This is a genomic window from Novosphingobium sp. (genome assembly GCF_031424035.1).
Lineage (GTDB): Bacteria > Pseudomonadota > Alphaproteobacteria > Sphingomonadales > Sphingomonadaceae > Novosphingobium.
Window position 1 is genome coordinate 1 of sequence record NZ_JANPGP010000109.1, and the last position, 22717, is coordinate 22717.

At 64.0% G+C, this 22717-nt stretch carries 21 protein-coding genes; 15 read left to right on the top strand and 6 right to left on the bottom strand.

Features of this window, described 5'->3' with window-relative positions; all coding sequences use genetic code 11:
- Nucleotides 1–280: 280 nt before the first annotated feature.
- From secB to RMO89_RS14610, 5 genes are all read left to right on the top strand, one after another.
- The gene (gene secB, locus RMO89_RS14590; RefSeq protein WP_310533990.1) at nucleotides 281–799 is read left to right on the top strand and encodes a protein-export chaperone SecB; all 519 of its coding nucleotides are present in this window, start codon (nucleotides 281–283) and stop codon (nucleotides 797–799) included.
- A gap of 25 nt (nucleotides 800–824) precedes the next feature.
- The gene (murJ, locus tag RMO89_RS14595; RefSeq protein WP_310533991.1) at nucleotides 825–2444 is read left to right on the top strand and encodes a murein biosynthesis integral membrane protein MurJ; all 1620 of its coding nucleotides are present in this window, start codon (nucleotides 825–827) and stop codon (nucleotides 2442–2444) included.
- A gap of 5 nt (nucleotides 2445–2449) precedes the next feature.
- A complete protein-coding gene (trpS, locus tag RMO89_RS14600) occupies nucleotides 2450–3469 on the top strand; it encodes a tryptophan--tRNA ligase (protein ID WP_310533992.1) in 1020 nt (339 codons plus the stop codon).
- 142 nt (nucleotides 3470–3611) lie between these two features.
- Entirely contained in the window at nucleotides 3612–4289 is a 678-nt protein-coding gene (locus RMO89_RS14605; RefSeq protein WP_310533993.1) for a DUF4136 domain-containing protein, read from the top strand.
- A gap of 125 nt (nucleotides 4290–4414) precedes the next feature.
- Nucleotides 4415–4852: a hypothetical protein gene (locus tag RMO89_RS14610; protein ID WP_310533994.1), complete on the top strand. Its 438-nt coding sequence runs from the start codon at nucleotides 4415–4417 to the stop codon at nucleotides 4850–4852.
- A gap of 15 nt (nucleotides 4853–4867) precedes the next feature.
- Here RMO89_RS14610 and RMO89_RS14615 read toward each other — a convergent pair whose 3' ends face one another.
- The 6 genes from RMO89_RS14615 to RMO89_RS14640 form a co-directional block, all read right to left on the bottom strand.
- Nucleotides 4868–5563, bottom strand: coding sequence for a helix-turn-helix domain-containing protein (locus RMO89_RS14615; protein ID WP_310533995.1), 696 nt, complete (start codon nucleotides 5561–5563; stop codon nucleotides 4868–4870).
- Between the two features lie 85 nt (nucleotides 5564–5648).
- Nucleotides 5649–7070, bottom strand: a complete 1422-nt coding sequence (locus RMO89_RS14620; protein ID WP_310533996.1) for an aromatic ring-hydroxylating dioxygenase subunit alpha — start codon at nucleotides 7068–7070, stop codon at nucleotides 5649–5651.
- A gap of 104 nt (nucleotides 7071–7174) precedes the next feature.
- Nucleotides 7175–8581, bottom strand: a complete 1407-nt coding sequence (locus RMO89_RS14625; RefSeq protein ID WP_310533997.1) for an aromatic ring-hydroxylating dioxygenase subunit alpha — start codon at nucleotides 8579–8581, stop codon at nucleotides 7175–7177.
- Nucleotides 8582–8591: 10 nt separating this feature from the next.
- Nucleotides 8592–10448, bottom strand: a complete 1857-nt coding sequence (locus RMO89_RS14630) for an NAD(P)/FAD-dependent oxidoreductase (protein ID WP_310533998.1) — start codon at nucleotides 10446–10448, stop codon at nucleotides 8592–8594.
- Between the two features lie 392 nt (nucleotides 10449–10840).
- Nucleotides 10841–12235: an aromatic ring-hydroxylating dioxygenase subunit alpha gene (locus RMO89_RS14635; protein ID WP_310533999.1), complete on the bottom strand. Its 1395-nt coding sequence runs from the start codon at nucleotides 12233–12235 to the stop codon at nucleotides 10841–10843.
- Nucleotides 12236–12403: 168 nt separating this feature from the next.
- Nucleotides 12404–13078 carry an OmpW family outer membrane protein gene (locus RMO89_RS14640; RefSeq protein WP_310534000.1) on the bottom strand — a complete coding sequence of 225 codons (675 nt, stop codon included), beginning with the start codon at nucleotides 13076–13078 and terminating at the stop codon, nucleotides 12404–12406.
- A gap of 285 nt (nucleotides 13079–13363) precedes the next feature.
- Between RMO89_RS14640 and ccoN the strand changes: the two genes are divergently transcribed.
- From ccoN to hemN, 10 genes are all read left to right on the top strand, one after another.
- Nucleotides 13364–15007 (top strand): cytochrome-c oxidase, cbb3-type subunit I, encoded by a 1644-nt coding sequence (gene ccoN, locus RMO89_RS14645; protein ID WP_310534002.1) that lies wholly within the window; start codon nucleotides 13364–13366, stop codon nucleotides 15005–15007.
- Nucleotides 15008–15039: 32 nt separating this feature from the next.
- On the top strand, nucleotides 15040–15798 hold the full coding sequence (gene ccoO / locus RMO89_RS14650) for a cytochrome-c oxidase, cbb3-type subunit II (protein ID WP_310534004.1): 759 nt from the start codon (nucleotides 15040–15042) through the stop codon (nucleotides 15796–15798).
- Nucleotides 15795–15968, top strand: a complete 174-nt coding sequence (locus tag RMO89_RS14655; protein ID WP_310534005.1) for a cbb3-type cytochrome c oxidase subunit 3 — start codon at nucleotides 15795–15797, stop codon at nucleotides 15966–15968. The genes ccoO and RMO89_RS14655 overlap by 4 nt, the downstream gene beginning before the upstream one ends.
- Nucleotides 15961–16914 (top strand): cytochrome-c oxidase, cbb3-type subunit III, encoded by a 954-nt coding sequence (gene ccoP / locus RMO89_RS14660; RefSeq protein ID WP_310534006.1) that lies wholly within the window; start codon nucleotides 15961–15963, stop codon nucleotides 16912–16914. Before RMO89_RS14655 ends, ccoP begins: the two co-directional genes overlap by 8 nt.
- Nucleotides 16915–16925: 11 nt before the next feature.
- Nucleotides 16926–18365 (top strand): cytochrome c oxidase accessory protein CcoG, encoded by a 1440-nt coding sequence (gene ccoG, locus RMO89_RS14665; RefSeq protein ID WP_310534007.1) that lies wholly within the window; start codon nucleotides 16926–16928, stop codon nucleotides 18363–18365.
- 2 nt (nucleotides 18366–18367) lie between these two features.
- Nucleotides 18368–18856, top strand: a complete 489-nt coding sequence (locus RMO89_RS14670) for a FixH family protein (RefSeq protein WP_310534008.1) — start codon at nucleotides 18368–18370, stop codon at nucleotides 18854–18856.
- Nucleotides 18853–20988, top strand: coding sequence for a heavy metal translocating P-type ATPase (locus tag RMO89_RS14675; protein ID WP_310534009.1), 2136 nt, complete (start codon nucleotides 18853–18855; stop codon nucleotides 20986–20988). Before RMO89_RS14670 ends, RMO89_RS14675 begins: the two co-directional genes overlap by 4 nt.
- Nucleotides 20985–21137 (top strand): cbb3-type cytochrome oxidase assembly protein CcoS, encoded by a 153-nt coding sequence (gene ccoS / locus RMO89_RS14680; protein WP_310534010.1) that lies wholly within the window; start codon nucleotides 20985–20987, stop codon nucleotides 21135–21137. The genes RMO89_RS14675 and ccoS overlap by 4 nt, the downstream gene beginning before the upstream one ends.
- Before the next feature lie 77 nt (nucleotides 21138–21214).
- Entirely contained in the window at nucleotides 21215–21367 is a 153-nt protein-coding gene (locus tag RMO89_RS14685; RefSeq protein ID WP_310534011.1) for a hypothetical protein, read from the top strand.
- A 31-nt stretch (nucleotides 21368–21398) separates the two neighbouring features.
- Nucleotides 21399–22712 (top strand): oxygen-independent coproporphyrinogen III oxidase, encoded by a 1314-nt coding sequence (gene hemN, locus RMO89_RS14690; RefSeq protein WP_310534032.1) that lies wholly within the window; start codon nucleotides 21399–21401, stop codon nucleotides 22710–22712.
- Nucleotides 22713–22717: the final 5 nt, after the last annotated feature.

Consider the following 22717-nt stretch of genomic DNA (forward strand, 5'->3'; position numbering starts at 1 on the left):
TGCGATGAGGGCAAGAATTACAATCTGAACGGTCACAGCAGGACTTTCATTCCAGGCGCGCAAGCACGCGTGTTGGCTCTTCCTAACCCCAGATAGGTATCGTTGACAAATGAACAACGCGTGGACAGCGACATTAGGGCACGATTTCACGCCCAATTGATGCCTTGAAGTCACGGGGCTGCCCCGGGGGTAGCAGCGCATCGGAAGGTTGCCGCCTTTCGCGCGCAATGCTAGGCGCGCCGGCAACATATCCCTCCCAATTTTGCAGGAACTTTGAAAAATGGCCGACGAAGGCAACGTCATCACCGACCTCGATCTCGATTCGCCCGTCCCCAACGGCGAAGACACCGGCCCCGCCGCCGGCGTCATTTCGCAGTATGTGAAGGACCTTTCGGTCGAGAACCCCAATTCGCCGATGTCGTTCCAGTGGCAGGACGCGCCGCAGCTCGACGTGCAGATGAACGTCGAAGCCGACCAGGTCGACGGCGAAATCCACGAAGTGAAGCTGCGCATCCAGCTCACCTCGAAGCACGAAGCCGGCATAGCCTTCATCGTCGAACTGACCTATTGCGGCCTGATCGGCATGCGCGGACTTCCGGCGGAAGCCATGCACGCCTTCACTTATGCCGAAGCGCCGCGCATCCTGTTCCCCTTCGCCCGCCGCATCATTTCCGATGCCGTGCGCGATGCCGGCTTCCCGCCGGTGATGCTCGACCCGATCGACTTCAACGGTCTCTACGCGCAGCAGCTTGCCGCCGCGCAGGAAACCGCATCGGCCGAGCCGGCAGGCAACGCCTGATCACCGTTCAGGGGGGCGTTCCGGCATGAGCCTTATCAGGAACGTCGGGACGATTGGCGGACTGACGGCGATCAGCCGCGTCTTCGGCTTTGCCCGTGACATGCTGCTGGCCCGCGTGCTTGGCGCCGGGCTGGTGGCAGACGCGTTCCAGCTCGCCTTCACCCTGCCCAACACCTTTCGCCGGCTGTTTGCCGAAGGCGCGTTCAGCGTGGCCTTCGTGCCGATGTACAGCCGCGCGCTGCACGGGTCGGATGGCAAACCGGGCAGCGAGGAAGCGGCGGAGAAGTTCGCCGACGACGTGCTCGCGGTGTTCGTCTGGGTGCTGTTCGGCTTCAGCGCGCTGGCCATGGTCTTCATGCCGGGAATCGTCTGGCTGCTGGCGCGCGAATACGGCACTGTCGCCGGCAAGTTCGAGCTGTCGGTCCTGCTCAGCCGCATGACCTTCCCCTACCTGTTCTTCATCAGCCTCGTCGCCATGCTCTCGGGCCTGCTCAACGCCCGCTCGCGGTTCGGCCCGGGGGCCTTTGCGCCGGTCCTGCTCAACATCTTCCTGATCAGCGGCATCCTGATCGGGCGCGAACTGCGCGGCGGCAGCACGGACGATACCGTGGTCGGCTACAGCCTTGCCGCGGCCGTTTCGTTCTCGGGCGTGGCGCAGTTCCTCTACCTGTGGTGGGAAAGCCGCCGCGCCGGGGTTCGGCTCAAGGTCACCATGCCCAAGCTCACGCCCGAAGTGCGGCGCATGGGCGCGCTGATCCTGCCGGCGACGTTTGGCGCGGGAATATATCAGATCAGCCAGCTGGTCGACACGTTCTTCGCCACTTCGCTGCCGCAGGGTTCGCTGTCTCTGCTCAAGCTGGCGGACCGGCTCAACCAGATGCCGCTGGGCATTGTCGGCATTGCGTTGGGCACGGCGATCCTGCCGATGCTCTCGCGTCACATTCATACCGGCGACGCTAAGGAAGCGCAGCGCCTGCAGACCAACGCTTTCGAGATTGCCACCCTGCTGACCCTGCCCGCCGCCATGGCGCTGGCGGTCTGCGCCCCGGCATTCTGCACCGCGTTCTTCGTCGGCGGCAAGTTCACCGCTGCGGACGGCGCGATCATGGCCAACATTGTCGTCGCGCTGGTCGTGGGCCTTCCCGCCTATGTCGTGGTCAAGATCCTCAACCCCGGCTTCTTCGCGCGGGAGGATACCCGCACCCCGGTGTGGACCGCGCTGACCTCGCTGATCTTCAACGTGGCCGTGAACCTCTATGTCGTGAACCGCTATGGCATTGTCGGCCTTGCCGCCGCGACTGCCGCTTCGGCCAGCCTCAACTGCCTGCTGCTCTATGCCATGCTGCACAAGCGCGGCTGGTTCCGCTTCACCGCGAAGCTGGGCGGCCGCATCGCGCGTCAGCTGATCGCAACCGCTGCGATGGGCGCGGCGCTGTGGTGGGCCATGCCGCTGATGGCAAACCGCTATGCCGGTTCGGTGTTCGACCGCGTCTGGTCGCTTTCCGCACTGGTTGGCCTGGGCATGGTGGTGTTCTTCGCCGTCGCGTGGATATCCGGTGCGCTTGACGAGGACCTCGTGAAGCTGCTCAAGCGCCGCCGTCCCAAGCGCAACAAGTCTGACGACGAGATTTTGGAAGTAGAGTAACACCCATGCGTATCGTTTCCGGCATCCAGCCTACCGGCAATCTCCACCTTGGCAATTACCTGGGGGCGATCCGCAATTGGGTGAAGATGCAGGACGATGTCGCTGCAAATGGCGGGCAGGCGCTCTATTTCCTCGCCGATCTTCATGCCATTTCGATGCCGCATGTGCCGGCCGATCTGGCCGCCAATACCCGCGAGATGGTCGCCGCGTTGGTCGCCTGCGGGATCGATCCCGACAAGTCGATCCTGTTCAATCAGGCGCAGGTGCCCCAGCATGCCGAGCTGCAATGGCTGCTGAGCGGCACGGCCCGCATGGGCTGGCTGAACCGTATGACGCAGTGGAAGGACAAGGCAGGCAAGAACCGTGAGGGTGCGAGCATCGCGCTGTTCACATACCCGGTGCTGCAGGCCGCCGACGTGCTGCTCTATCAGGCGACCCACGTGCCCGTGGGCGAGGACCAGAAGCAGCATCTGGAACTGGCCCGCGACATCGCGCAGAAGTTCAACAATGATTTCGCATCTGAAGACGCGCCGGTCTTTACCCTGCCCGATCCGATCATCCCGCCCGAAGCGGCCCGAATCATGAGCTTGCGAGATGGTTCTGCGAAAATGTCTAAGTCCGACCCTTCGGACATGAGCCGCATCAACCTCACCGACGATGCCGACACGATCATGCAGAAGGTCAAGAAGGCCAAGACCGACCCCGAGCCGCTGCCGTCCGACAAGGATGGCCTCGCAGGCCGCCCCGAAGCTGCGAACCTTGTCGGGATCTATGCTGCGCTTTCCGGCGCGACAGTCGAAGCAGTGCTCGGCGAGTTCGGGGGCGAAGGTTTCGGCAAGTTCAAGCCGGCGTTGGGCGAACTGCTGGTGACCAAGCTGGCGCCGATCAACGCCCGATTCATCGCGCTCAAGGACGACACCGCCGCGCTCGACACCATCCTGCGCGACGGCGCAGCAAAGGCGCGCGCGCTGGCCGTGCCGACACTGGACGCCACTTACGCTGCGTTGGGGCTCGTGCGCGGATGAACCGCACGGAGCGGCGCTCCACATTCAACCCCTGTTCAGCGCCGGGAACATAAGGCAAGTTCATGTATTCCGGAGACTCGGCGTCTTTGCGGCCATCGGCCTCGTCCTCGCCCTCCTTCGGATCAAGTCTTGGGGACATGAGATGAATACGCGTCGCAACACTCTTCGTTTTGCATTGCTGGCTGCGCCGCTCGCGCTGGCGCTTTCCGCCTGCACCAGCGGGCTTACTGCCAATGTGAAGCGTTTCGAATCGCAGCTTCCCGCCCCGGCCGGCCAGACCTTCGCCGTTGTCGCGGATGATCCCGCGCTCGCCGGTGGACTGGAATTTTCGCAGTACGCCCGCCTGGTCGAGGCGCGGATGGCCTCGCTCGGCTACACGCCGGCCCGTCCGGAGAACGCCAACCTGCTCGTCCGGTTCGACTACGGTGTCGACAAGGGGCGTGAGCGGGTGCGCCAGACCGGGTTTGCCGGCGATCCGTTCTGGGGGCCATGGTACGGCTATGGCCGCCCGGGCTTCTATGGCCGCCCCTACCGTTCGTTCGGCTACCGCCCATACGGTGCCTGGGGCTACGGCTGGTATGATCCCTGGTTCGATGGCGGCGTGGACAGCTACACCGTCTACACCAGCGGCATCGAGATGAAGATCGACAGCCGCACCGATGGCCGCCGCCTGTTCGAAGGCAAGGCAGAGGCGGTGTCATCGTCGAACCGTCTGGGCTACCTCGTGCCCAACCTGGTCGAAGCGATGTTCACCGACTTCCCGGGCCGTTCGGGCGAGACGGTGCGCATCACGGTCGCTCCGGAAAAGAAGCGCATGTAAGCCCGCTACAGGGCCGGATTTCAAACGGGCTCGCCACTGCGGCGAGCCCGTTTTCGTTTGTGCGCCAGCCACTTGCCAATCCGGTTTGATGGTATAGTATTACATCAAACAGCGGGAGAGTCGGGATGAGCAAGTTCCCTGTGGTTACCGGACCATGCCCTTACAAGTCGCAGCTTGCCGAGCTGATGAACGGCTCCATGTGCCGCATGTGCCAGCGCGAAGTTCATGACCTCACCGCGATGAACGAGCCCGATCGCCGCGCGTTTCTGGCGGCGTGTGAAGGATCGGTCTGCGTGAGCTACAAGGTCCCGGCCCGCGCCGCGCTTGCCGCGCTCGCCATGGGTGCGGCGACCCTTGCCGCCCTGCCCGCTGCGGCGCAGGACGCACCCGCTGTCACCGAGCAGGCCGTGCCGGAAGAGGATTACGAGATCATCGTCGGTGCCGTGAAAGACCCGGCCAAGGCCAAGTGGACCAAGGCCCCTCGCCAGACAGCGCCCAAGTTGCCAGTCGTTTACGAGGATGAGGGCGCCACGGATGCCCCCATAGGCAAACCGGCCAAGTAACCACCGCGGCGGAAATCAGCCCGCCTGGGCTTCCAGCTCGTCGCGGTTGCGGATCACGATTTCCCGCCGCGAAGGCAGGTCGATCACGCCTTCGCTCTTCAGCCGGGTGATCTGGCGGCTGACCGTCTCGATCGTCAGCCCCAGCACGTCGGCAACCTGCTGGCGCGAGAACGGCAGTTCGAAACGGGACAGCGACGTGCCATCGCCTTCGCAGCCCGTGTCCACCAGCCGTTCGGACATGTCGATCAGGAAAGTCGCCACCTTTTCGCTCGCCGACTTGCGGCCAAGCAGCAGCATCCAGCTGCGGGTGCGTTCGAGTTCGGCCAGCGTGCGTTCGAGCAGCTTGTGTTCGAGCGCCGGGTGGTTGCGGGCAAATTCGTCAAAGTCGCGGCGGCCGAACACGCAAACCTTGGCGCTGGTCAGGGCCGTTACCGAATGGCCAGTGCGCCCACCAAAGGGCCGTCCGATGAAATCCGCCGGATAGACCACGCCGACAATCTGTTCGCGCCCGTCTTCGGTGCCGGTGGAGAGCTTGAGCACACCTTCAACCACATTGGCGACGAGGATGGACTCGTCATCTTCCCAGATCAAGGACTGCCCCGGTTCGAGCGTGCGGTGCCGCCCGATCGTGTTCAGCGCCTCAACCTCCGCGCCCGAAAGCGCAGAGCAGATGGCGCGATTGCGGACAAGGCAGGTATCGCAGGAGGACATTGCCCGGCGGGCGTAACAGAGTGGACCCTAAGCGGCAATCACAAGTGCGCCGGAGCGATTATAACAATCGCCCCGGCAGGCGCAATCAGAAGCCCAGATCCTCGATGATCGCGCCGTCGAAATTGTAGGCCAGCTTGTGCACCGCCCGCGCCACCTGGCACAGCGGCTTGCCTTCGATCAGCGCGTCGATGGTGCGGTGGTTGTTGCTGATCAGCCCCTCGCGATCCTTCGACAGGCGCATGTAATCGAAGCCCGGCGAATGCATGCCCTTCTGCTGGATCGGGATGTTCGAATAGTCCTGCTGAGGAATCTTGGGGAAGTCCTTGGAATCGAACGGCAGGATGATCGGGTCCATCGGCACCGGGGTTTCGGTGCCCGGCGCCATGTGGGTCAGCGACCAGATCTCGAACAGGCAGGTTTCCGCCGTCAGCGGCCGCACGCGGTAGCTGGTCATGCCGGTGAAGTAGATCAGCAGGAAATGGTTGGGGAACAGGAACTGCAGCGCCTCGACCGGGTGCGACTGGCACACGGCGTTGAGGTCGGGCACATTCTCGCCCGCTGCCTTGAGCTGTTTGCTGATCGCATCCTGCACCATGCCGAACCACATCGGCACGCCAATCGCCGGGTCCTCGGGCAGATCGGCATCGACGAGGCTGCGGGCGATTTCCACTTCCTTGGTGTGGATCAGCCCGGCCATGCCTTCGTTGAGCAGCTCCATCTGGCGGAAATGCTGGTCGATGTGCTGGCGGGTGGTGAGGTCCGGATCGATGCCGGGGCCGAGGCCGCCGGTCTCGTTGCCGTAGCGCGCGTTGTAGAGCACCGGCGTTGCATGCTGGAGCTGCGGGTGGGTTTTCATCACGTGGTAGCCTTCCTGGAAAGCTTCCATCGCGATCTTCCAGTTCGACGGGAGCACGGTGCCGTACCACCATTCGGCGCGCATATCGGCCATGTTGCGCACGTCGAGCGCATCGGCGATCGGCCCCATCCACTCGCGCAAGCTTGGCGCTGAATCATCGAAGTTGATATAGGCCTCGCCGCCCAGCGTTTCGCAGCGCACCGGGATCAGGTTGAGCTCTTCGTGATTGAGCACGTCCTGGTTGAACAGGTGCTTGCCGTAAACGAAGGTGTTCTCGCCATCCATGTTCCAGCGCCAGCCGTGGAACGGGCAGATGAAGCCGGTCTTGGCGCAGTTGCCGTGTTCGTTGCCCTTTCCGCCGGCAACGGGAACGCCGCGGTGGCGGCAGTGGTTGGCAAAGGCTTTCACGCCGGACTTGGTGTTCACCACCAGCACCGACTTGCCGAGGATGGTGTATTCCGTCCAGTCGCCGACATTGGGGATGTTCTCCAGCCGGGTCGCCATCTGCCACGAATGGTTCCACACCGCCTCGCTTTCGAGATGGAAGTATTCCTCGTCGTAAAAGCGCTTCGCCGGAATCTTCTCCGGATCGGTGACCTTGAAGGGGTTGCCGGCGGCCATCAGGCTACCCTGCGCGTCGAAATCGGCCATCTTGGTATCCTCTCAGATTATGCTCTGAACCTGCGGGAGCCGCCCCGCCGAGGCCTTGATCTTCCGCAAATCGCGGCAACGCCCCGGCGATTGGCTCGCCTGTTTCAGTCAATACGCTTCAGGTGCCCCGTGCCCATGAAGTGGGCGAGGCCGCGGTGCAGGTTCGTGACCTTGCGTTCCTGCCAGGGGTTGGGGAGGTTGTCCTTGAACCCGCGCGATTTGTAACCGCGCTGCATTTCGACCATGTTCGAGATGTCCTGCGCGATAACGTAGGGCCACTTGTCGAGATCCTGCTCGACGAAGGTCCACTCGGTCTCGGGCTCATCACCCTCGCCGAAGCGGTCGAGCGCGACGGCTTCGAAAATGCACTTGTCGGGATCGGTGCCCCATGGCCGCACCCGGTAGGCAAGGCTGAAGGTCGGCCCCGGGATGAAGTTGACGTTGGGGAAGATCGACAGGGCCAGCCCCGCCGCGGCGACCTGCGCGTCGGTGAGGTCGGGCCAGATCACTCCGCGCGCCGCGTCCGCTTCCTTGGCGATCTTCATCCAGTACTGATGGACCTCGTCCGCCGGCGTGCCTTCGAGCAATTCGAGCGGCAGGCGCTGGGCGGTCTTGACCAGCGTTTCAGAGGTCGATGCGCCGATGGTCTCCCAGTACTCGGCCTGCATCTGCGCAATTGTCGTGCGTGGATCGCCATCGCCAGCGGCACGGTGGACCGATGTTTCGACGGCGGTCCCGGCATCCCGGTGGGCCTTCGAATCGAATCCGGTCTGGCCGTGGAAGCCGAAGGCCTTCGAGAACGAGTAGAAATCGCCGTACTTGATCAGCTGCGGATGCGTCCCCTGAACATGGTAGGGTTCGAGAAACGCCTCCAGCGCCACTTTCCAGTTGCAGTCGAAAATGCCCCAATATCGGAACCGGTAGCGCATCTTCTCGAACTCGAACGGGTCGATCAGCGAGGCGACCGGCTCCAGCCATTCGCGCAAAGGCCCGGCGTCTAGATCCATGTTGATCCAGATCCACCCGCCCCAGGTATCGACCTGCACCGGGGTCAGGCTGGTGCAGACATTGTCCAGCGCGCCCTGCCAGTCTTCCTTGTCTGGGATGTAAACCGCATCGCCGGCAAGATCGAAGGTCCAGGCGTGGTAATTGCAGCCGAATTTCATCTGGCTGCCCCGGGCCGAGTGCGCGCCCTGATCCTGCGCCACGGTCTTGGGTCCGCCACCGGTGTTGTTGCCCACCAGACGCCGTCCGCGGTGGGTGCAGACGTTGTGATAGGCCTTCAACGTGTCGGGCGTGTCGCGGACGATCAGGATCGAATCGTGGCAGATGTTGTAGGTGATGTAGTCACCCACCGCCTTCAGTTCCTCGACCCGGCCGGCCTGCTGCCACACCTTTGACCACAGCTTGTCAGGCTCCGCCTCTGCATATTCGCGGCTGATGAAGGCCTCGGGCGGATAGGTGACGGCTTCAGACAGGTCTTCCGCAACGATCTTTTCGGGCTTGTTCATGGCTCTGCCCTCACTCAGCCGGTTCGGCGACGGGTTCGAACGAGAGGTTCAGCCCTTCGAGCTCGCCCGCCTCACGCCAGGCGGCGAGCATATCGGTGAAGGCGTAATAGCCATGCCCCCACGGCTCGCCGAAGATGCCGCGCTTTTTCTTCTGGTCGCCCTCGTTGTTGAAATAACTCGGCGTGCATTCGTTGGCGAAGCTGGAGGTATCAACCGCGATCGAGCGCAGCAGGGTGATATAGTCTTCCTGCGCCTGCGCATCGGGCTCGATCCGCACCGCGCCGCGCTTGAGGGCCTCGCTGGCGATATAACCGATGTGGAACCCCTGATCGATGAAGGTCTTGGAGTTCGACGAGTTCGCCCCGGCCTGAGTGAAGCCGGTGAAGAACATGTTGGGGAAACGGTACGCGGTCATACCCTGATAGGTCTGGAAGCCGTCGCGCCAATAATCATAGATCGACAGGCCGCCCTCGCCCTCGATCGTCTTGATGCCCCAGCGCCGGTCAAGGTCGTTGGTCACTTCATAGCCCGAGGCGAGGATCAGGCAGTCGATCTCGTACTCGACGCCGTTGTGGACGAAGCCGTTCTCGGTCAGCCGTTCGAGGCCCTGCGTTTCGGCAACGTCGATCAGCGTGACGTTGTCCTGATTGAAGCAGGGGTAGAAATCGTCGTTCGAGGCCGGCCGCTTGCACAGATAACGGTAATAGGGCTTGAGCGCTTCGGCCGTGGCGGGGTCCTTGACGATGTCGCAGCGGGCGCGCAGCCGCTCCATGACGCGGTAATCCATGGTTTCGCGGCGAGCGAAGAACTGTTCGGCGGTTTCCTCGGGCCAGCCCTCGGCTTCCAGTTCGGCGTTCACGTTCTTGGCTATCTCGGTCCAGATATCTTCGACCAGATCGGGTTCGCCGGGGGCCAGCCGTTCCATCGCGGCATGGTGGAAGTTGCGGATGCGCGCTTCCTGCCAGCCGGGCTCCTGGCTGGCATACCAGTCGGCATCGATCGGGCGGTTGTTGCGCACGTCGATGGTCGATGGGGTGCGCTGCACGACATAGGTCTGCGCGGCATATTTGGCGAGGTAGGGCACGACCTGTACCGCCGTGGCGCCAGTGCCGATGATCGCCACCCTCTTGTCAGCCAGCTTGGTCAGCGCCGGATTGCGCCATTCGCCCCCGGTATAGTCATAGTCCCAGCGCGCGGTGTGGAACACCTTGCCCTTGAACTGATCGAGCCCCGGAATGCCGGGCAGCTTGGGCTTGTTGAGCGGGCCCATCGCCAGCACCACGAAGCGCGCCTTGATGTCATCGCCGCGATTGGTGCCGACGTGCCAGCGGTTGGTCTCAGCGTTCCACTTCAGGCTTTCGATCAGCGTGTGGAACAGGGCGTTTTCGCGCAGGCCGAACTGATCGGCGATCATCTGGCAATGGTCGTGAATCTCATAGCCGTCAGCGAACTTCTTCGACGGCATGTAGCCGGTCTCTTCCAGCAGCGGCATATAGACCAGGCTGTCATTGTCGCACTGGATGCCGGGGTAGCGGTTCCAGTACCAGGTGCCGCCGAAATTGCCGCCGTGATCGACGTTGTAGAACTGGGTAATGCCCGCCTTCTTGAGCTGATGGGCAACCATCATGCCGCAATAGCCGGCGCCCAGAATGACGCAGTCGGTTTCGCCGGTGATCGCATCGCGCGGGGCTACAGGAGTATAGGGGTCGACCTCGTAGATGTCCTTCCACTTGCCGCTGGCGGGCACGTACTGGTCGTTGTGGTCCTTCTTCAGCCGCCGATCGCGCTCAGCGAGGTATTTCGCGTGCAGCGCGACTTTCTGCTCAGGCGTGACTTCAGGGCAGACAGTGGGCTTGTAGATCGACATGACAGCTCTCCAGCAAGACTAATCAACAGTGTTGTTGATTAGTGGCTAGCGAGTCGCGAGGCGGGCCGCGTTGATTTGGGTCAAACGGCGATAGGGTGACAGTGGTGACACCGTGTCACCCACCGCGTCACCGCTGAATGCCTCAGGTTTGCGAGGTTTTTCGGGTGGGCGACTGGGTGACACGTGCGAGGCGTGTGCAGGATCGACGATTTGAAAGAGCGAGCCGGGAAATTCGCAGATTTAAGGCTTGTAGGACAGGGGTTTGCCCACCTCTCGTCATCCCGGCGCAGGCCGGGACCCAGTCCAAACAAAAAGTAGTCGTCGCTGCGCGACGTCGTTATTCTCTCCGCTGGGTCCCGGCCTGCGCCGGGATGACGAGTGGGGTGGCTGGATCAGCTGGCAACTTCCGGTGCCCCCGTCCCCATGTATTTCGCCAGATTGCGATGCAGGCTCGTCACCGCACCCTCGTTCTTCGGGTTGGGCATATTCCCCCGGAAACCGACGTTCTTCATCCCCTGCTGCACCGCCGCCATGTTGGAGAAATCCTGCTGCAGCACGTGCGGGAACTGGTCCGGCGCAAGGTAGCTCCACTGCGCTTCGGGCGCGCCGCCCTCCGGATAGAGCTCATAGACCGCGACCTCGAAATAGCACTTGTCGGGATCGAACCCACACGGCCTGGCCTGATAGCAGAGCATGTTGTTGACCGCGTGGCCGATCTGCTGGTTGGGGAAAATCTGCCAGCTGGTGCCGCTGGCGCCGGTATGCGCCGCATCAACCGTCGGCCAGATCACGCCCCGCGCCGCATCCTTGGCCCGCGCGGTTTCCAGCCAGTATTTCAGCACATCCTCGGGCGGGGTGCCTTCGGGCAGGACATCGGGCAGCGTTTGCGCGACTTCGTACAGCGTCTGGGTGGTGTTGGTGTTGACCCCTTCCCACGTGTATTTCTGCATCTCCGCCGTGGCGACACGCGGATCGCCGCTGCCGAGCCGCAGTTTGCCCTTGTTCTCATCCAGCGTCGGGTCGGCGTCCTTGGGAAGGTCATAGCCGATATGGCTGTGCTTGCCCTGCTGACGGCCCCAGCCGGTGAAATCACCGAAAGCCATGAATTCGGGGTGGGTGCCGGCCACGTGATAGGTCTCGTTGAACGCCTCGAGCGCCACCTTCCAGTTGCAGTCGAACACCGTCCAATACCGCCAACGCGTTCGCATGTTCTGCAGCTGGAACGGGTCGAGCATGGTCGCCGCGGGTTCGAGGTAATTGCGCAGCGGTTCGGCAGCCGGATCGAGGTTGATCCAGATGAAGCCGCCCCAGGTGTCGACCTTGAATTCGCCGAGCCGGGTATTGGAATCGCTGAGCGCGCCGCCCCATTCGTCCTTCTGCTGGATGTAGGAGCAGACCCCGGCATTGTCGCCGGTGACATCGAAGGTCCAGGCGTGAAAACCGCAGACGAAATTGGCGCGGCTGCCGTGGGCATTGCGCTCGCCCTTCGGCGTATCGACCAGCCGCCGCCCGCGGTGCGTGCAGACATTGGCGAAGGCCTTGATCGCGCCGGAACCGGTGCCGTCCTTCGCCCGCACGATCAGCACGGAATCTGTCAGGATGTCATAAGTGATGAAGTTGCCGACCTCGGGAATATCCTCGAGCCGGCCGGCCTGCAGCCAGCACTTGCGCCACAGCTTGTCCTGTTCGGCGCGGGCGTATTCGGGGCTGATATAGGCTTCCACCCCGTGGCGCTCGGCGGGCTGGGTCTCGTTCGACCGGTCCACGAAGCTGGTCATCTCGTTCATCGCATCCTCCACGTGCCGCTATGGCTTGGAGAGGAGAATGAACGGTGCGGGCGCTTCTGTGCTTTGACCCCGCGCAAAAAAGCGAAGGACGCGCATCGCATGCGCGATACGCGTCCCCGCTTGCGGGCCGGAGTGTCCCCCTGCCGGCCCGCAAAGGCCTGTTACCGGTCAGAAGCGGTAGGAAACGCCGCCGCTGATTACCCAGGGATTGAGCTTGTGCTGGGCGCTGAGCACTTCGACGGCGCCGGCATAGAAGTGCGAACGCGGCTGGATGAAGTACTTCTTGGCATCAAGGCTGATGCCCATGCCGCCTTCGCCCACAGCGATGTCGACGCCGCCCTGAAGGACCGCACCAAAGGTGTTGTCGAGCTTGGCCGAAGTTACGGCAGCAGGCAGGCTTGAGCCCGGCTTTTCACCGAAGACGAAGAAGTGGGCAACGCCCGCGCCGACATAAGGCTTGAACGCGCCAACCGGCATATGCGCCTTCAGCGTCAGCGTGGCGGGCAGGATCATCACGTGGTCCATCGCGTTCGACAGCGACGGCGTGCCGGTAACCGAAACGTGGTGCGAGGTGAAGCAGCAGATCGTCTCGAGCGAGAAGTTCGGCGAGACGAAGTATTCGACCGCCAGCGTTGGCACGACATTGTCGTTGGCCTGCGTGTCGTTCGTAGCGTTGAGCACGCCGGCGTTGATCACGGGTTTGCCGGTGTTGATCTTGCCATCGGGCAGGACGCCGGTGGCCAGCACCTTGACCTGCCACTTGCCGGCAGCGTCGCCGGCCTGGGCGGGCGCAGAGACGGCAGCGGCGGCGAGCAGCGCGGCGGTGATCGCGATCTTCTTCATGATATCCCTCATTGTTGGCCGCTCCCCGCCCCATGCGAGGTTTTGTGCGGCGTCGGGGCCGTCTCTTGCCCAGAACGCGCACCCCGGCATTGACCGAGATCAGGCATCTTCTTGATCGAGCGCAAAATCGTGCGCGAATGCGAAATATTCTTCCGCGTCCCGGCAATTTGATCCGGGTCAATGTTGCAGCGCGGCAAGGGGCGCAGGGCCGATGCGTGCCGACGGGATATTCCCATCGGGGATCGCCCGCCGGCACTGTCATATTGTCCTGAGAGGGAAGGCCTCATGGAACGTGTTGTGTCGCGCGCCGGCTTATGGCTGGTCGTGCTTTTTCTCGCCATCGCCGCAGTAGCCGCATCGGCTGACTGGGGCTTCGCTGTCCACATGGGAATCGTCGCGCTGGCCGCGCTGATCGCCCTCGTCTTCGCATTGCGCGGGGCGGACTATACGGGCGCGGCGCCTGTGCCGGAGGATCGCGGCAAATATTACGACGAAGTGATCCGCTGGGGTGTGATCGCCACGGTGTTCTGGGGCATGGCGGGCTTTGCCGCCGGCCTGTTCATCGCGCTGCAGCTCGCGTTCCCCGCGCTCAACCTCAACATGGAATGGACGACTTTCGGGCGGGTCAGGCCTCTGCACACTTCGGCCGTGATCTTCGCGTTCGGAGGCAATGCGCTTATCGCCACGTCATTTTACGTGGTGCAGCGCACTTGCCGGGCGAGGCTGGCCTTCCCTGGCCTCGCCCGTTTCGTCTTCTGGGGCTACCAGCTGTTCATCGTGCTCGCTGCGACCGGATACCTGCTGGGCATCTCCCAGGGCAAGGAATACGCCGAGCCGGAATGGTACGTCGACCTGTGGCTGACCGTGGTCTGGGTGGCTTACCTTGTGGTCTTCGTCGCCACGCTGGCCCGCCGCGCAGAACCGCACATCTATGTCGCCAACTGGTTCTACCTGAGCTTCATCTTGACCGTGGCGCTGCTGCACCTGGTCAACAACCTGAACATTCCGGTCAGCCTGATGGGATCCAAGTCCTATCCCGTGTGGGGCGGCGTTCAGGGCGCGCTGGTGCAATGGTGGTACGGCCACAACGCGGTGGGCTTCTTCCTCACCGCCGGCTTCCTCGCCATGATGTACTACTTCGTGCCCAAGCAGGCCGAACGTCCGGTCTATTCCTATCGGCTGTCGATCATCCACTTCTGGGCGCTGATCTTCCTCTACATCTGGGCGGGTCCGCACCACTTGCTCTACACCGCGCTGCCTGACTGGGCGCAGACGCTGGGCATGGTCTTCTCGATCATGCTGTGGATGCCGAGCTGGGGCGGGATGATCAACGGCCTGATGACGCTGAACGGCGCCTGGGACAAGATCCGCACCGATCCGATCATCCGTATGTATGTGATGAGCCTGGCCTTTTACGGCATGAGCACCTTCGAAGGTCCGATGATGTCGATCCGCTCGGTCAATGCGCTGTCGCATTATACCGACTGGACCATCGGCCACGTTCACTCCGGCGCGCTGGGCTGGAACGGCATGGTGACCTTCGCCACGCTCTACTACCTCGCACCGCGCCTGTGGAACCGCGAGCGCATCTATTCGCTGCGGATGATCAACTGGCACTTCTGGCTCGCCACCGTTGGCATCGTTTTCTACGCCGCCTCGATGTGGGTCGCCGGGATTACCCAGGGTCTGATGTGGAGGGAATACGGAGCCGACGGCTACCTGGTGAACTCCTTCGTCGAAACCGTTGCCGCGCTGCACCCGATGTTCATCCTGCGCGCTGTCGGCGGGCTGATTTACCTCGCCGGGGCGGTGATCATGGTGATCAACATCTGGCAGACGATCGCCGGCAAGCTGCGCGTGGAAGTACCGATGGGCGATGCCAGCTTTGACGCCGCCCGCGATCACCCGCTCCCTGCAGCCGCCGCCTGAGAGGAACCGAAACCATGTCTTCTGATAAAGCCATGTCCTCTGAGAAAAAGGACATCTTCTCCGGCCACAAGAAGCTGGAGCGCAACATCACCCTGATGGCCGTTTTCAGCTTCCTTGTCGTCACCATCGGCGGCATCGTGGAAATCGCGCCGCTGTTCTGGATCGACAACACGATCGAGAAGGTTGCCGGGGTCCGTCCCTATACGCCACTCGAACAGGCAGGCCGCGACATCTTCGTGCGTGAAGGGTGCTACACCTGCCACAGCCAGATGATCCGCCCCTTCCGTGACGAGGTGGAGCGCTATGGCCACTACAGCCTGGCGGCGGAATCGATGTACGATCATCCGTTCCAGTGGGGCTCAAAGCGCACCGGGCCGGACCTTGCCCGCGTCGGCAAGCGCTATTCGGATGAATGGCACGTACAGCACCTGACCGATCCGCGCGCCGTTGTGCCGGAATCGATTATGCCGCCCTATGCCTTCCTCAAGGCCCGCGATCTGAAGGTCGGCGATGCTCCGGCTGACCTGACCGCGCTGTCCTACGTCGGCGTGCCTTACACCAAGGACCAGATCGCCAAGGCGAACGAGGACCTTGTGGGCCAGGCCGATCCCTTCAACGCCGGCGACGTCGCCAAGCGATACCCCAAGGCGCAGGTGCGTGACTTTGATGGCGATCCATCGCGGCTCACCGAAATGGACGCGCTGGTCGCCTATCTCCAGGTGCTGGGCACCATGGTCGATGTGGGTGCCGTCACCGCTCAGGAAGAGCTGGCAAAGGAGAAGGGCCGGTGATCTCCCCGCATTCGACGTACGAAACCCTTCGCCAGATGGCTGACAGCTGGGGCCTGCTGGCCATGGTGGTGTGCTTTGGCACCTGCGCCCTATGGCCGTTCCGCCCCGGCGCGAAAAGCCGCAACCATGACGCTGCGATGAGCATCTTCAAGGAAGACGACAATGGTTAAGACAACTGGAGCCGGCCAAAAGATCGATGAAGCCACCGGCACGGCAACCGTCGGCCACGAATGGGATGGCATCGAGGAACTGAACACCCCCCTGCCGCGCTGGTGGGTGCTGACCTTCTATGCCTCGATCCTGTTCGCGATCGGCTATGTAGTTGTATATCCGGCCATCCCGCTGCTGTCGAAAGGTACCGAGGGACTGTGGGGCTGGACCAGCCGCGGGCAGCTCGCCGCCGAGAAGACTGCAGGCGATGCCATCCACGCCAAGGTCCGCGCCGATCTCGCCAATGTTCCCATCGAGGAACTGGGCGGCAAGCCCGAGCTACTGGCGGCAGCGGTTGCCGGCGGCAAGGCAGCCTTCCGCGTCAACTGCGTGCAGTGTCACGGCGCGCAGGGCGGCGGCAGCGCGCCCGGCACCGCTGCCGGCTATCCCAACCTGGCCGACAACGACTGGCTGTGGGGCGGTGACCTGAAGGCCATCGAAACCACGCTGATCAACGGCATCCGTTCGCCTGACAATACCGCCACCCGGATGAGCCTGATGCCCAATTTCGGCAAGGACGGCATCCTGACCCCGGCACAAGTCACTGACGTTGCCAACCACGTGCTGTCACTGACTGGCAAGGCTGCTCCGACCGGTTCGGGCGCCGCGCTGTTCGCCGCCAATTGCGCCACCTGCCACGGTCCAGAAGGCAAAGGCCTGCGCCAGTTCGGCGCACCGAATCTGGCTGACGCCATCTGGCTCTATGGCGGCAAGCCTTCGGAAGTTCGCGCCAGTGTCACCGTGGCCCATGCGGGGCAGATGCCGGCCTGGGGCACGCGCCTCGATCCGGTGACGATCAAGATGCTCGCCGCTTACGTTCACTCACTCGGTGGGGGTGAAAAGTTCGCCCCCGTCCCCGCAACCCCTGCCGCCGCCCCGGCTGCAACCGCAGCACAGGGCAAATAAAGGCCAGTCAAATGTCCACCCCGGTCCCGGTCGCCGCTGGGCTCTACGAGAAGCGCAAAGCCGTCTGCCCCAGCAAGGTGGACGGCAAGTTTCGCCGCCTGAAATGGCTGGTAATGCTGGGCTGCCTTGCGGTCTATTACGTCACCCCATGGCTGCGCTGGGACCGCGGGCCCTATGCGCCCGATCAGGCCGTGCTGATCGATATGGCGAACCGCCGGTTCTACATGTTCTCGATCGAGATCTGGCCCCAGGAATTCTACCTCGTGGCGGGCCTGCTTATCATGGCGGGCATCGGCCTGTTCCTGATCACCAGCGCAGTGGGCCGGGCATGGTGCGGCTATGCCTGCCCGCAGACGGTGTGGACCGACCTTTATCAGCATCTCGACCGGCTGCTGGATGGCGACCGCAATGCCCAACTTCGCCTCGATGCCGCGCCATGGGGACCGGCCAAGATCGCGCGGCGTGGTTTCAAGTGGGCCCTCTATCTGGTCATCGCCATGTCAACCGGCGGCGCATGGATCCTCTACTTCGCCGATGCGCCCACCCTGTGGCGCGAATTCTGGAGCGGCGAGGCGGCTTCCATCGCTTATTCGACCGTCGCCGTGCTGACCGCGACGACGTTCTGGTTCGGCGGGTTCATGCGCGAACAGGTTTGCATCTACATGTGCCCATGGCCGCGCATCCAGTCGGCCATGCTCGATGAAAAGAGCCTGATCGTCACTTACAAGGACTGGCGCGGCGAGCCCCGTGCCTCGATCAAGAAGGCCGAGAAGAGCCCCGGCGCTTTTGGGGACTGCATCGATTGCCGCCAATGTGTGGCCGTCTGCCCGACCGGGATCGACATCCGCGAAGGCGCGCAGATCGGCTGCATCACCTGCGCGCTGTGCATCGACGCCTGCGACCGCGTGATGAAGGACATCGGCCGCCCGCGCGGACTGATCGACTATGCCACGCTTGAGGATTCGGAGCGCGAAAAGGCCGGCGCCCCCGCCACCCCGCATTGGAAGCTGATCTGGCACCCGCGCACGCTGGTCTATCTCGCCATCTGGTGCGCCATTGGGCTGGGCCTGCTGTTCGCGCTCGGCACGCGCAAGCACATCGATCTGGCCATCCAGAAGGACCGCAACCCGCCCTATATGCTGCTCAGCCAGGGCGAGGTGCGCAATGCCTGGACCTTCAAGCTCAAGAACATGGAAAACCGCCCGCGCCCGATGAAGGTGACGATCGAAGGCCTGCCCGGCGCGGTAATGTGGACGGACTCGATGCCGCGCGAAAAGGCGGCGCGCGAGCTGTCCATCGACGTGCCTGCGGACACCACGCTGCCGGTCCGCGCCTATGTCATGGTGCCCCCCGGAACTTCCAGTCAGGACTTTGCCTTCGCGCTCGCCGCGCAGGATGCCGAAGGCGGCGGCGACCGTTCGAAAACCCACTTCAGCACCCCCGGAGAATGACCATGAGCAAGGCAAGTCGCCACCTTCTCACGAACGCGCCTCTCAAGAACGTCAAGCATTTCACCGGCCGCCACATGGCAGCAGTGATGATCTGTTTCTTTGGCGTGATCGTCGCGGTGAACTTCACCATGGCCACTCTGGCATCGCGCAGTTTCGGCGGACAGGTGGTCGACAACTCCTATGTCGCCAGCCAGAAGTTCAACACCTGGCTTGACGAGGCCGCGAAGGAAAAGGCGCTCGGCTGGACATCGAAGGCGCGCCGGCTGGACGACAACCGGATTGCGATCGCCTTCGCCGGCAAGAAGGACGTGGCAATCTCTGCCACTGCGCGCCACCCGCTGGGCCTGGAGAAGTCGAAGGATTTCACTTTCGAGCGCGGCGCGGACGGCACCTTCGTGTCGCGTGAAACCCTGGCACCGGGCCGCTGGACTCTGCGCATCGAAGTCGCCGCCGGAGCGGAACGCTTCCGCACCGAACAGGACGTGCGATGAACGCGCACCTCCAGACCGGGCCCCAGTCGCAACCGTCCGAGGACCTGCTCGAGACGGTTCTCGTCGTGCCCGGCATGCATTGCGCCGGCTGCATGGGCAAGGTCGAGGGCGCCTTGCGCGCCGTTGAGGGTGTGGCCTCGGCCCGCGTCAACCTGACCGCGCGGCAAGTGCGCGTCAGTCATGCCGGCAGCGTCACCACGCCCCGGATCGTCGCCGCGCTCTCCGGAGCGGGCTTTGCCAGCCAGCCGCGCGAGGACGACGCCGCCCCGCCGCTTTCTGCCGCCCGCGCGCTGTTCGCCCCGCTCGCCGTTGCCGCCTTTGCCGCGCTGAACGTCATGCAGATGTCGGTGGGCGTGTGGAACGGTGCCGAAGGCGCCACGCGCGAGATGTTCCACCTGCTTTCGGCGCTGATCGCGGTTCCGGCCATCGCCTATTCGGGCATGCCGTTCTTCCGTTCGGCCTGGGGCGCAGTGCGGAACTGGCGCACCAACATGGACGTGCCGATCACGATCGGCGTCACCCTTGCAACGGCGCTCAGTCTCTACGAGACGTTCAGCGGCGGCCACACCGCCTGGTTTGACGGCGTGCTGATGCTGCTGTTCTTCCTCCTTGCCGGACGCACGCTCGATGCGATGATGCGTGACCGGGCGCGCGCCGGGGTCGATGCCCTGATGCGGCAGGCGGCTCCCGGCGCGCTGGTCGTGGGCCGGTCCGGCACAATTGAATGGCTCGCCGCGCGCGATCTCGTCCCCGGCATGGTCATGCGGGTTGCTGCCGGCGAACGGCTGGCGGCGGACGGCACGATCAGCGCCGGAGCCAGCCGCTTTGACCGCTCGCTGCTCACCGGCGAAAGTGCCGCGATCCCCGCCACTCAGGGCGACGAAGTGCTCGCCGGCACGCTCAACCTCGACGCCCCGGTGGACGTGAAAGTCAGCCGCGCGGGCAAGGGCACGGCGCTGGCCGAGATCGCCCGCCTGATGGAAGCCGCCGGGCAATCACGCTCGGCCTATGTCCGCATCGCCGACCGTGCTTCGAAGCTCTATGCGCCTGCCGTCCACACGCTGGCGCTGGTCAGCGGCATCGCCTGGCTGGTCATGGGCGCGGGCTGGCATCAGTCGCTGGTCATCGCGATTTCCGTGCTGATCATCACCTGCCCCTGCGCCATTGGCCTAGCTGTACCGGTCGCGCAGGTCGTCGCCTCGGGCGCGCTGATGAAGCAGGGCGTGATGGTCAAGGACGCGACTGCGCTTGAACGCATGGCGCAGGTTACCCGCCTGCTGATCGACAAGACCGGCACGCTGACGCTGGGCCGCCCGGTGCCAGACACCCGGGCGCTCGACGCCTTGTCACCAGAGGCCGCAGCCATTGCCTTGTCGCTCGCCTCGAACAGCTCGCACCCGCTCAGCCGCGCACTGGCCGAGGCGCTGGCGCAGCGCGGGGTGACAGCCCTGCCGCTCGAAGACATTGCCGAGATCGCCGGCCATGGCATGTCCGGCACCCGAGCCGGCTGCAAGGTCGCGCTGCGCCGCCCGGACGCGAGCCAGTCGATGGCCACCGCGCTCGACATCGCCGGGGAGCCGGTGCGCCTGATCACTTTCGCCGATGCTCTGCGCCCCGACTGCGCCGCCGCCATTGCGCGCCTGAAAGCTATGGGTATCGAAGCCTCCATCCTCTCGGGCGACAACGCTGCTGCCGTGGCGATGATCTCCCGCGAAACTGGCCTCATGGCCCAGTGCGCTGCCAGTCCCGCCGACAAGCAGGAGGCTATCGCCCGGCTTCAGGCGGCCGGTGAACGCGTGCTGATGGCCGGCGATGGGCTCAACGATGGACCCGCCCTTGCCGCCGCCCATGCCTCGATCGCACCGGGTTCGGCGAGCGACGTTGGCCGCCACGCGAGCGATATGGTGTTCCCCGGCGAATCGCTGCTCGCCCTGCCGCGCGCGGTGGCGGCATCGCGCCGGACAATGGCGGTGGTGCGGCAGAACTTCGTGCTCGCCATCGGTTACAACCTGCTAGCCGTGCCGCTGGCCATGGCGGGATATCTGACCCCGCTGATGGCGGCGGCAGCCATGTCGTCAAGCTCGGTGATCGTCGTCGCCAATTCGCTCCGTCTGGCAAGGGCCGCCCGATGAACTCGATCGCTCTCCTTCTGCCGCTCGCCCTGATTATGGGCAGCATCGGCCTCGGTGCCTTTTTCTGGTCACTGCGGCGCGGACAATACGAAGACATGGACGGCGCGGCCAACCGCATCCTGATCGACGAGGACGGCCCCCTGCCGTGATGGCGCTGCGTTCCTTGTTAGGCCTCGCCGCCCTCATCCCTGCCGCTTTCGCCCCGGCACCGGCGCGGTCCGCCAGCATGACCATGCTCATCTGCACCGGCAACGGCGCGGTCCGCTCCATCGAACTGCCGTTGCCCGGCAAGTCCGATCCCGCCCCGTGCTGCGCCAAGGCGTGTCATTCCGGCGGCAATCGCAAGAAGGTTCAGCGCCAATTTGATGCGCCGCAATGAACGGCGCGCGCCGACCTGCGATGTAGCCTGCATGTGGCCTTACCATCCCGAACTGCTCAGCGTGCCGGTGCCGCGCTACACCTCCTACCCGACGGCGGTGGAGTTCAATGACCGGGTCGGTCTGGCCGAGCAGGAAGCGGCGCTGGCGCAAGTGTCCGGCGACATCTCGCTTTATATCCACATTCCGTTCTGCGAGCAGATCTGTTGGTACTGCGGCTGCAACACAGCAGCGGCGAACAAACGCAGCCGGCTTGAGGCCTATCTCGACGCGCTGCACCACGAAATTGCGCTGACCGGGGTGAAGCTGGGCAGGCAAGCCCGGGTACGGCGGGTTGCGTTCGGTGGCGGCAGTCCGAACGCCTTGCAACCGACCGACTTTGTCCGCCTCGCCGATGCGCTGACGCTGCACATGCCGCTGGAAAGCCCGGAGTGGTCGGTGGAGATCGACCCCCGGCACCTGACCTCGGCCTGGGGTACGGTGATGGCCGTGGTCGGTGTGACGCGGGCCAGCCTTGGTGTCCAGACCTTCGCGCCAAACCTGCAGGCCGCCATCGGTCGCATCCAGCCAGCCGAGCAGATCGAGCAGGCCACCGCCCTGCTGCGCCGCGCCGGGGTGACTTCGCTCAACTTTGATCTCATGTACGGCCTGCCCGGTCAGACGATGGACGACCTCAAGGACAGCCTTGACCGCACGATCGCGCTCGGCGCGGACCGGGTCGCGCTCTTCGGCTATGCCCACGTGCCGCACATGATCGCCCGCCAGCGCCGCATCGACGCGACTGCGCTTCCGGATCAGGCCGAGCGCTTCGCCATGGCGCATTTTGGCTACGACCATTTCACCAAGGAAGGCTATGTCCCGGTCGGCTTCGACCACTTTGCCTTGCCCGGTGACCCGATGGCGGAGGCAGTGCGCGCCGGCACGCTGAGGCGCAACTTCCAGGGCTTTACCGATGACAGGTCTGACGTTCTCGTCGGGCTTGGCTCCACGGCGATCAGCTGCTTCCCGCAAGTCATCGTCCAGAACGAGAAGAACGCCGGGCGCTATGGCATGATGATCAGTCAGGACCGGCTGCCGGGCATGCTGGGCGTGATCCGCAGTGAGGATGACCGCCGGCGCGGCGCGGTGATCGAGGCGCTACTGTGTCGCGGGCGGGCGGAAGTCGGTGCGGCATGGCTCGCATCATTGGCCCCCCAGCTTGCCCCCTTCATCGAACGCGGGCTGGCCAGCATCGACGGCGCATGGTTGACGATCGCCGCCGACGGCCTGCCCTATGCCCGCACCATCGCCGCGCTGTTCGATGGCTACCGCGGCCAGAGCCAGCATCGCTTCAGCTCGGCGGTCTGATACAA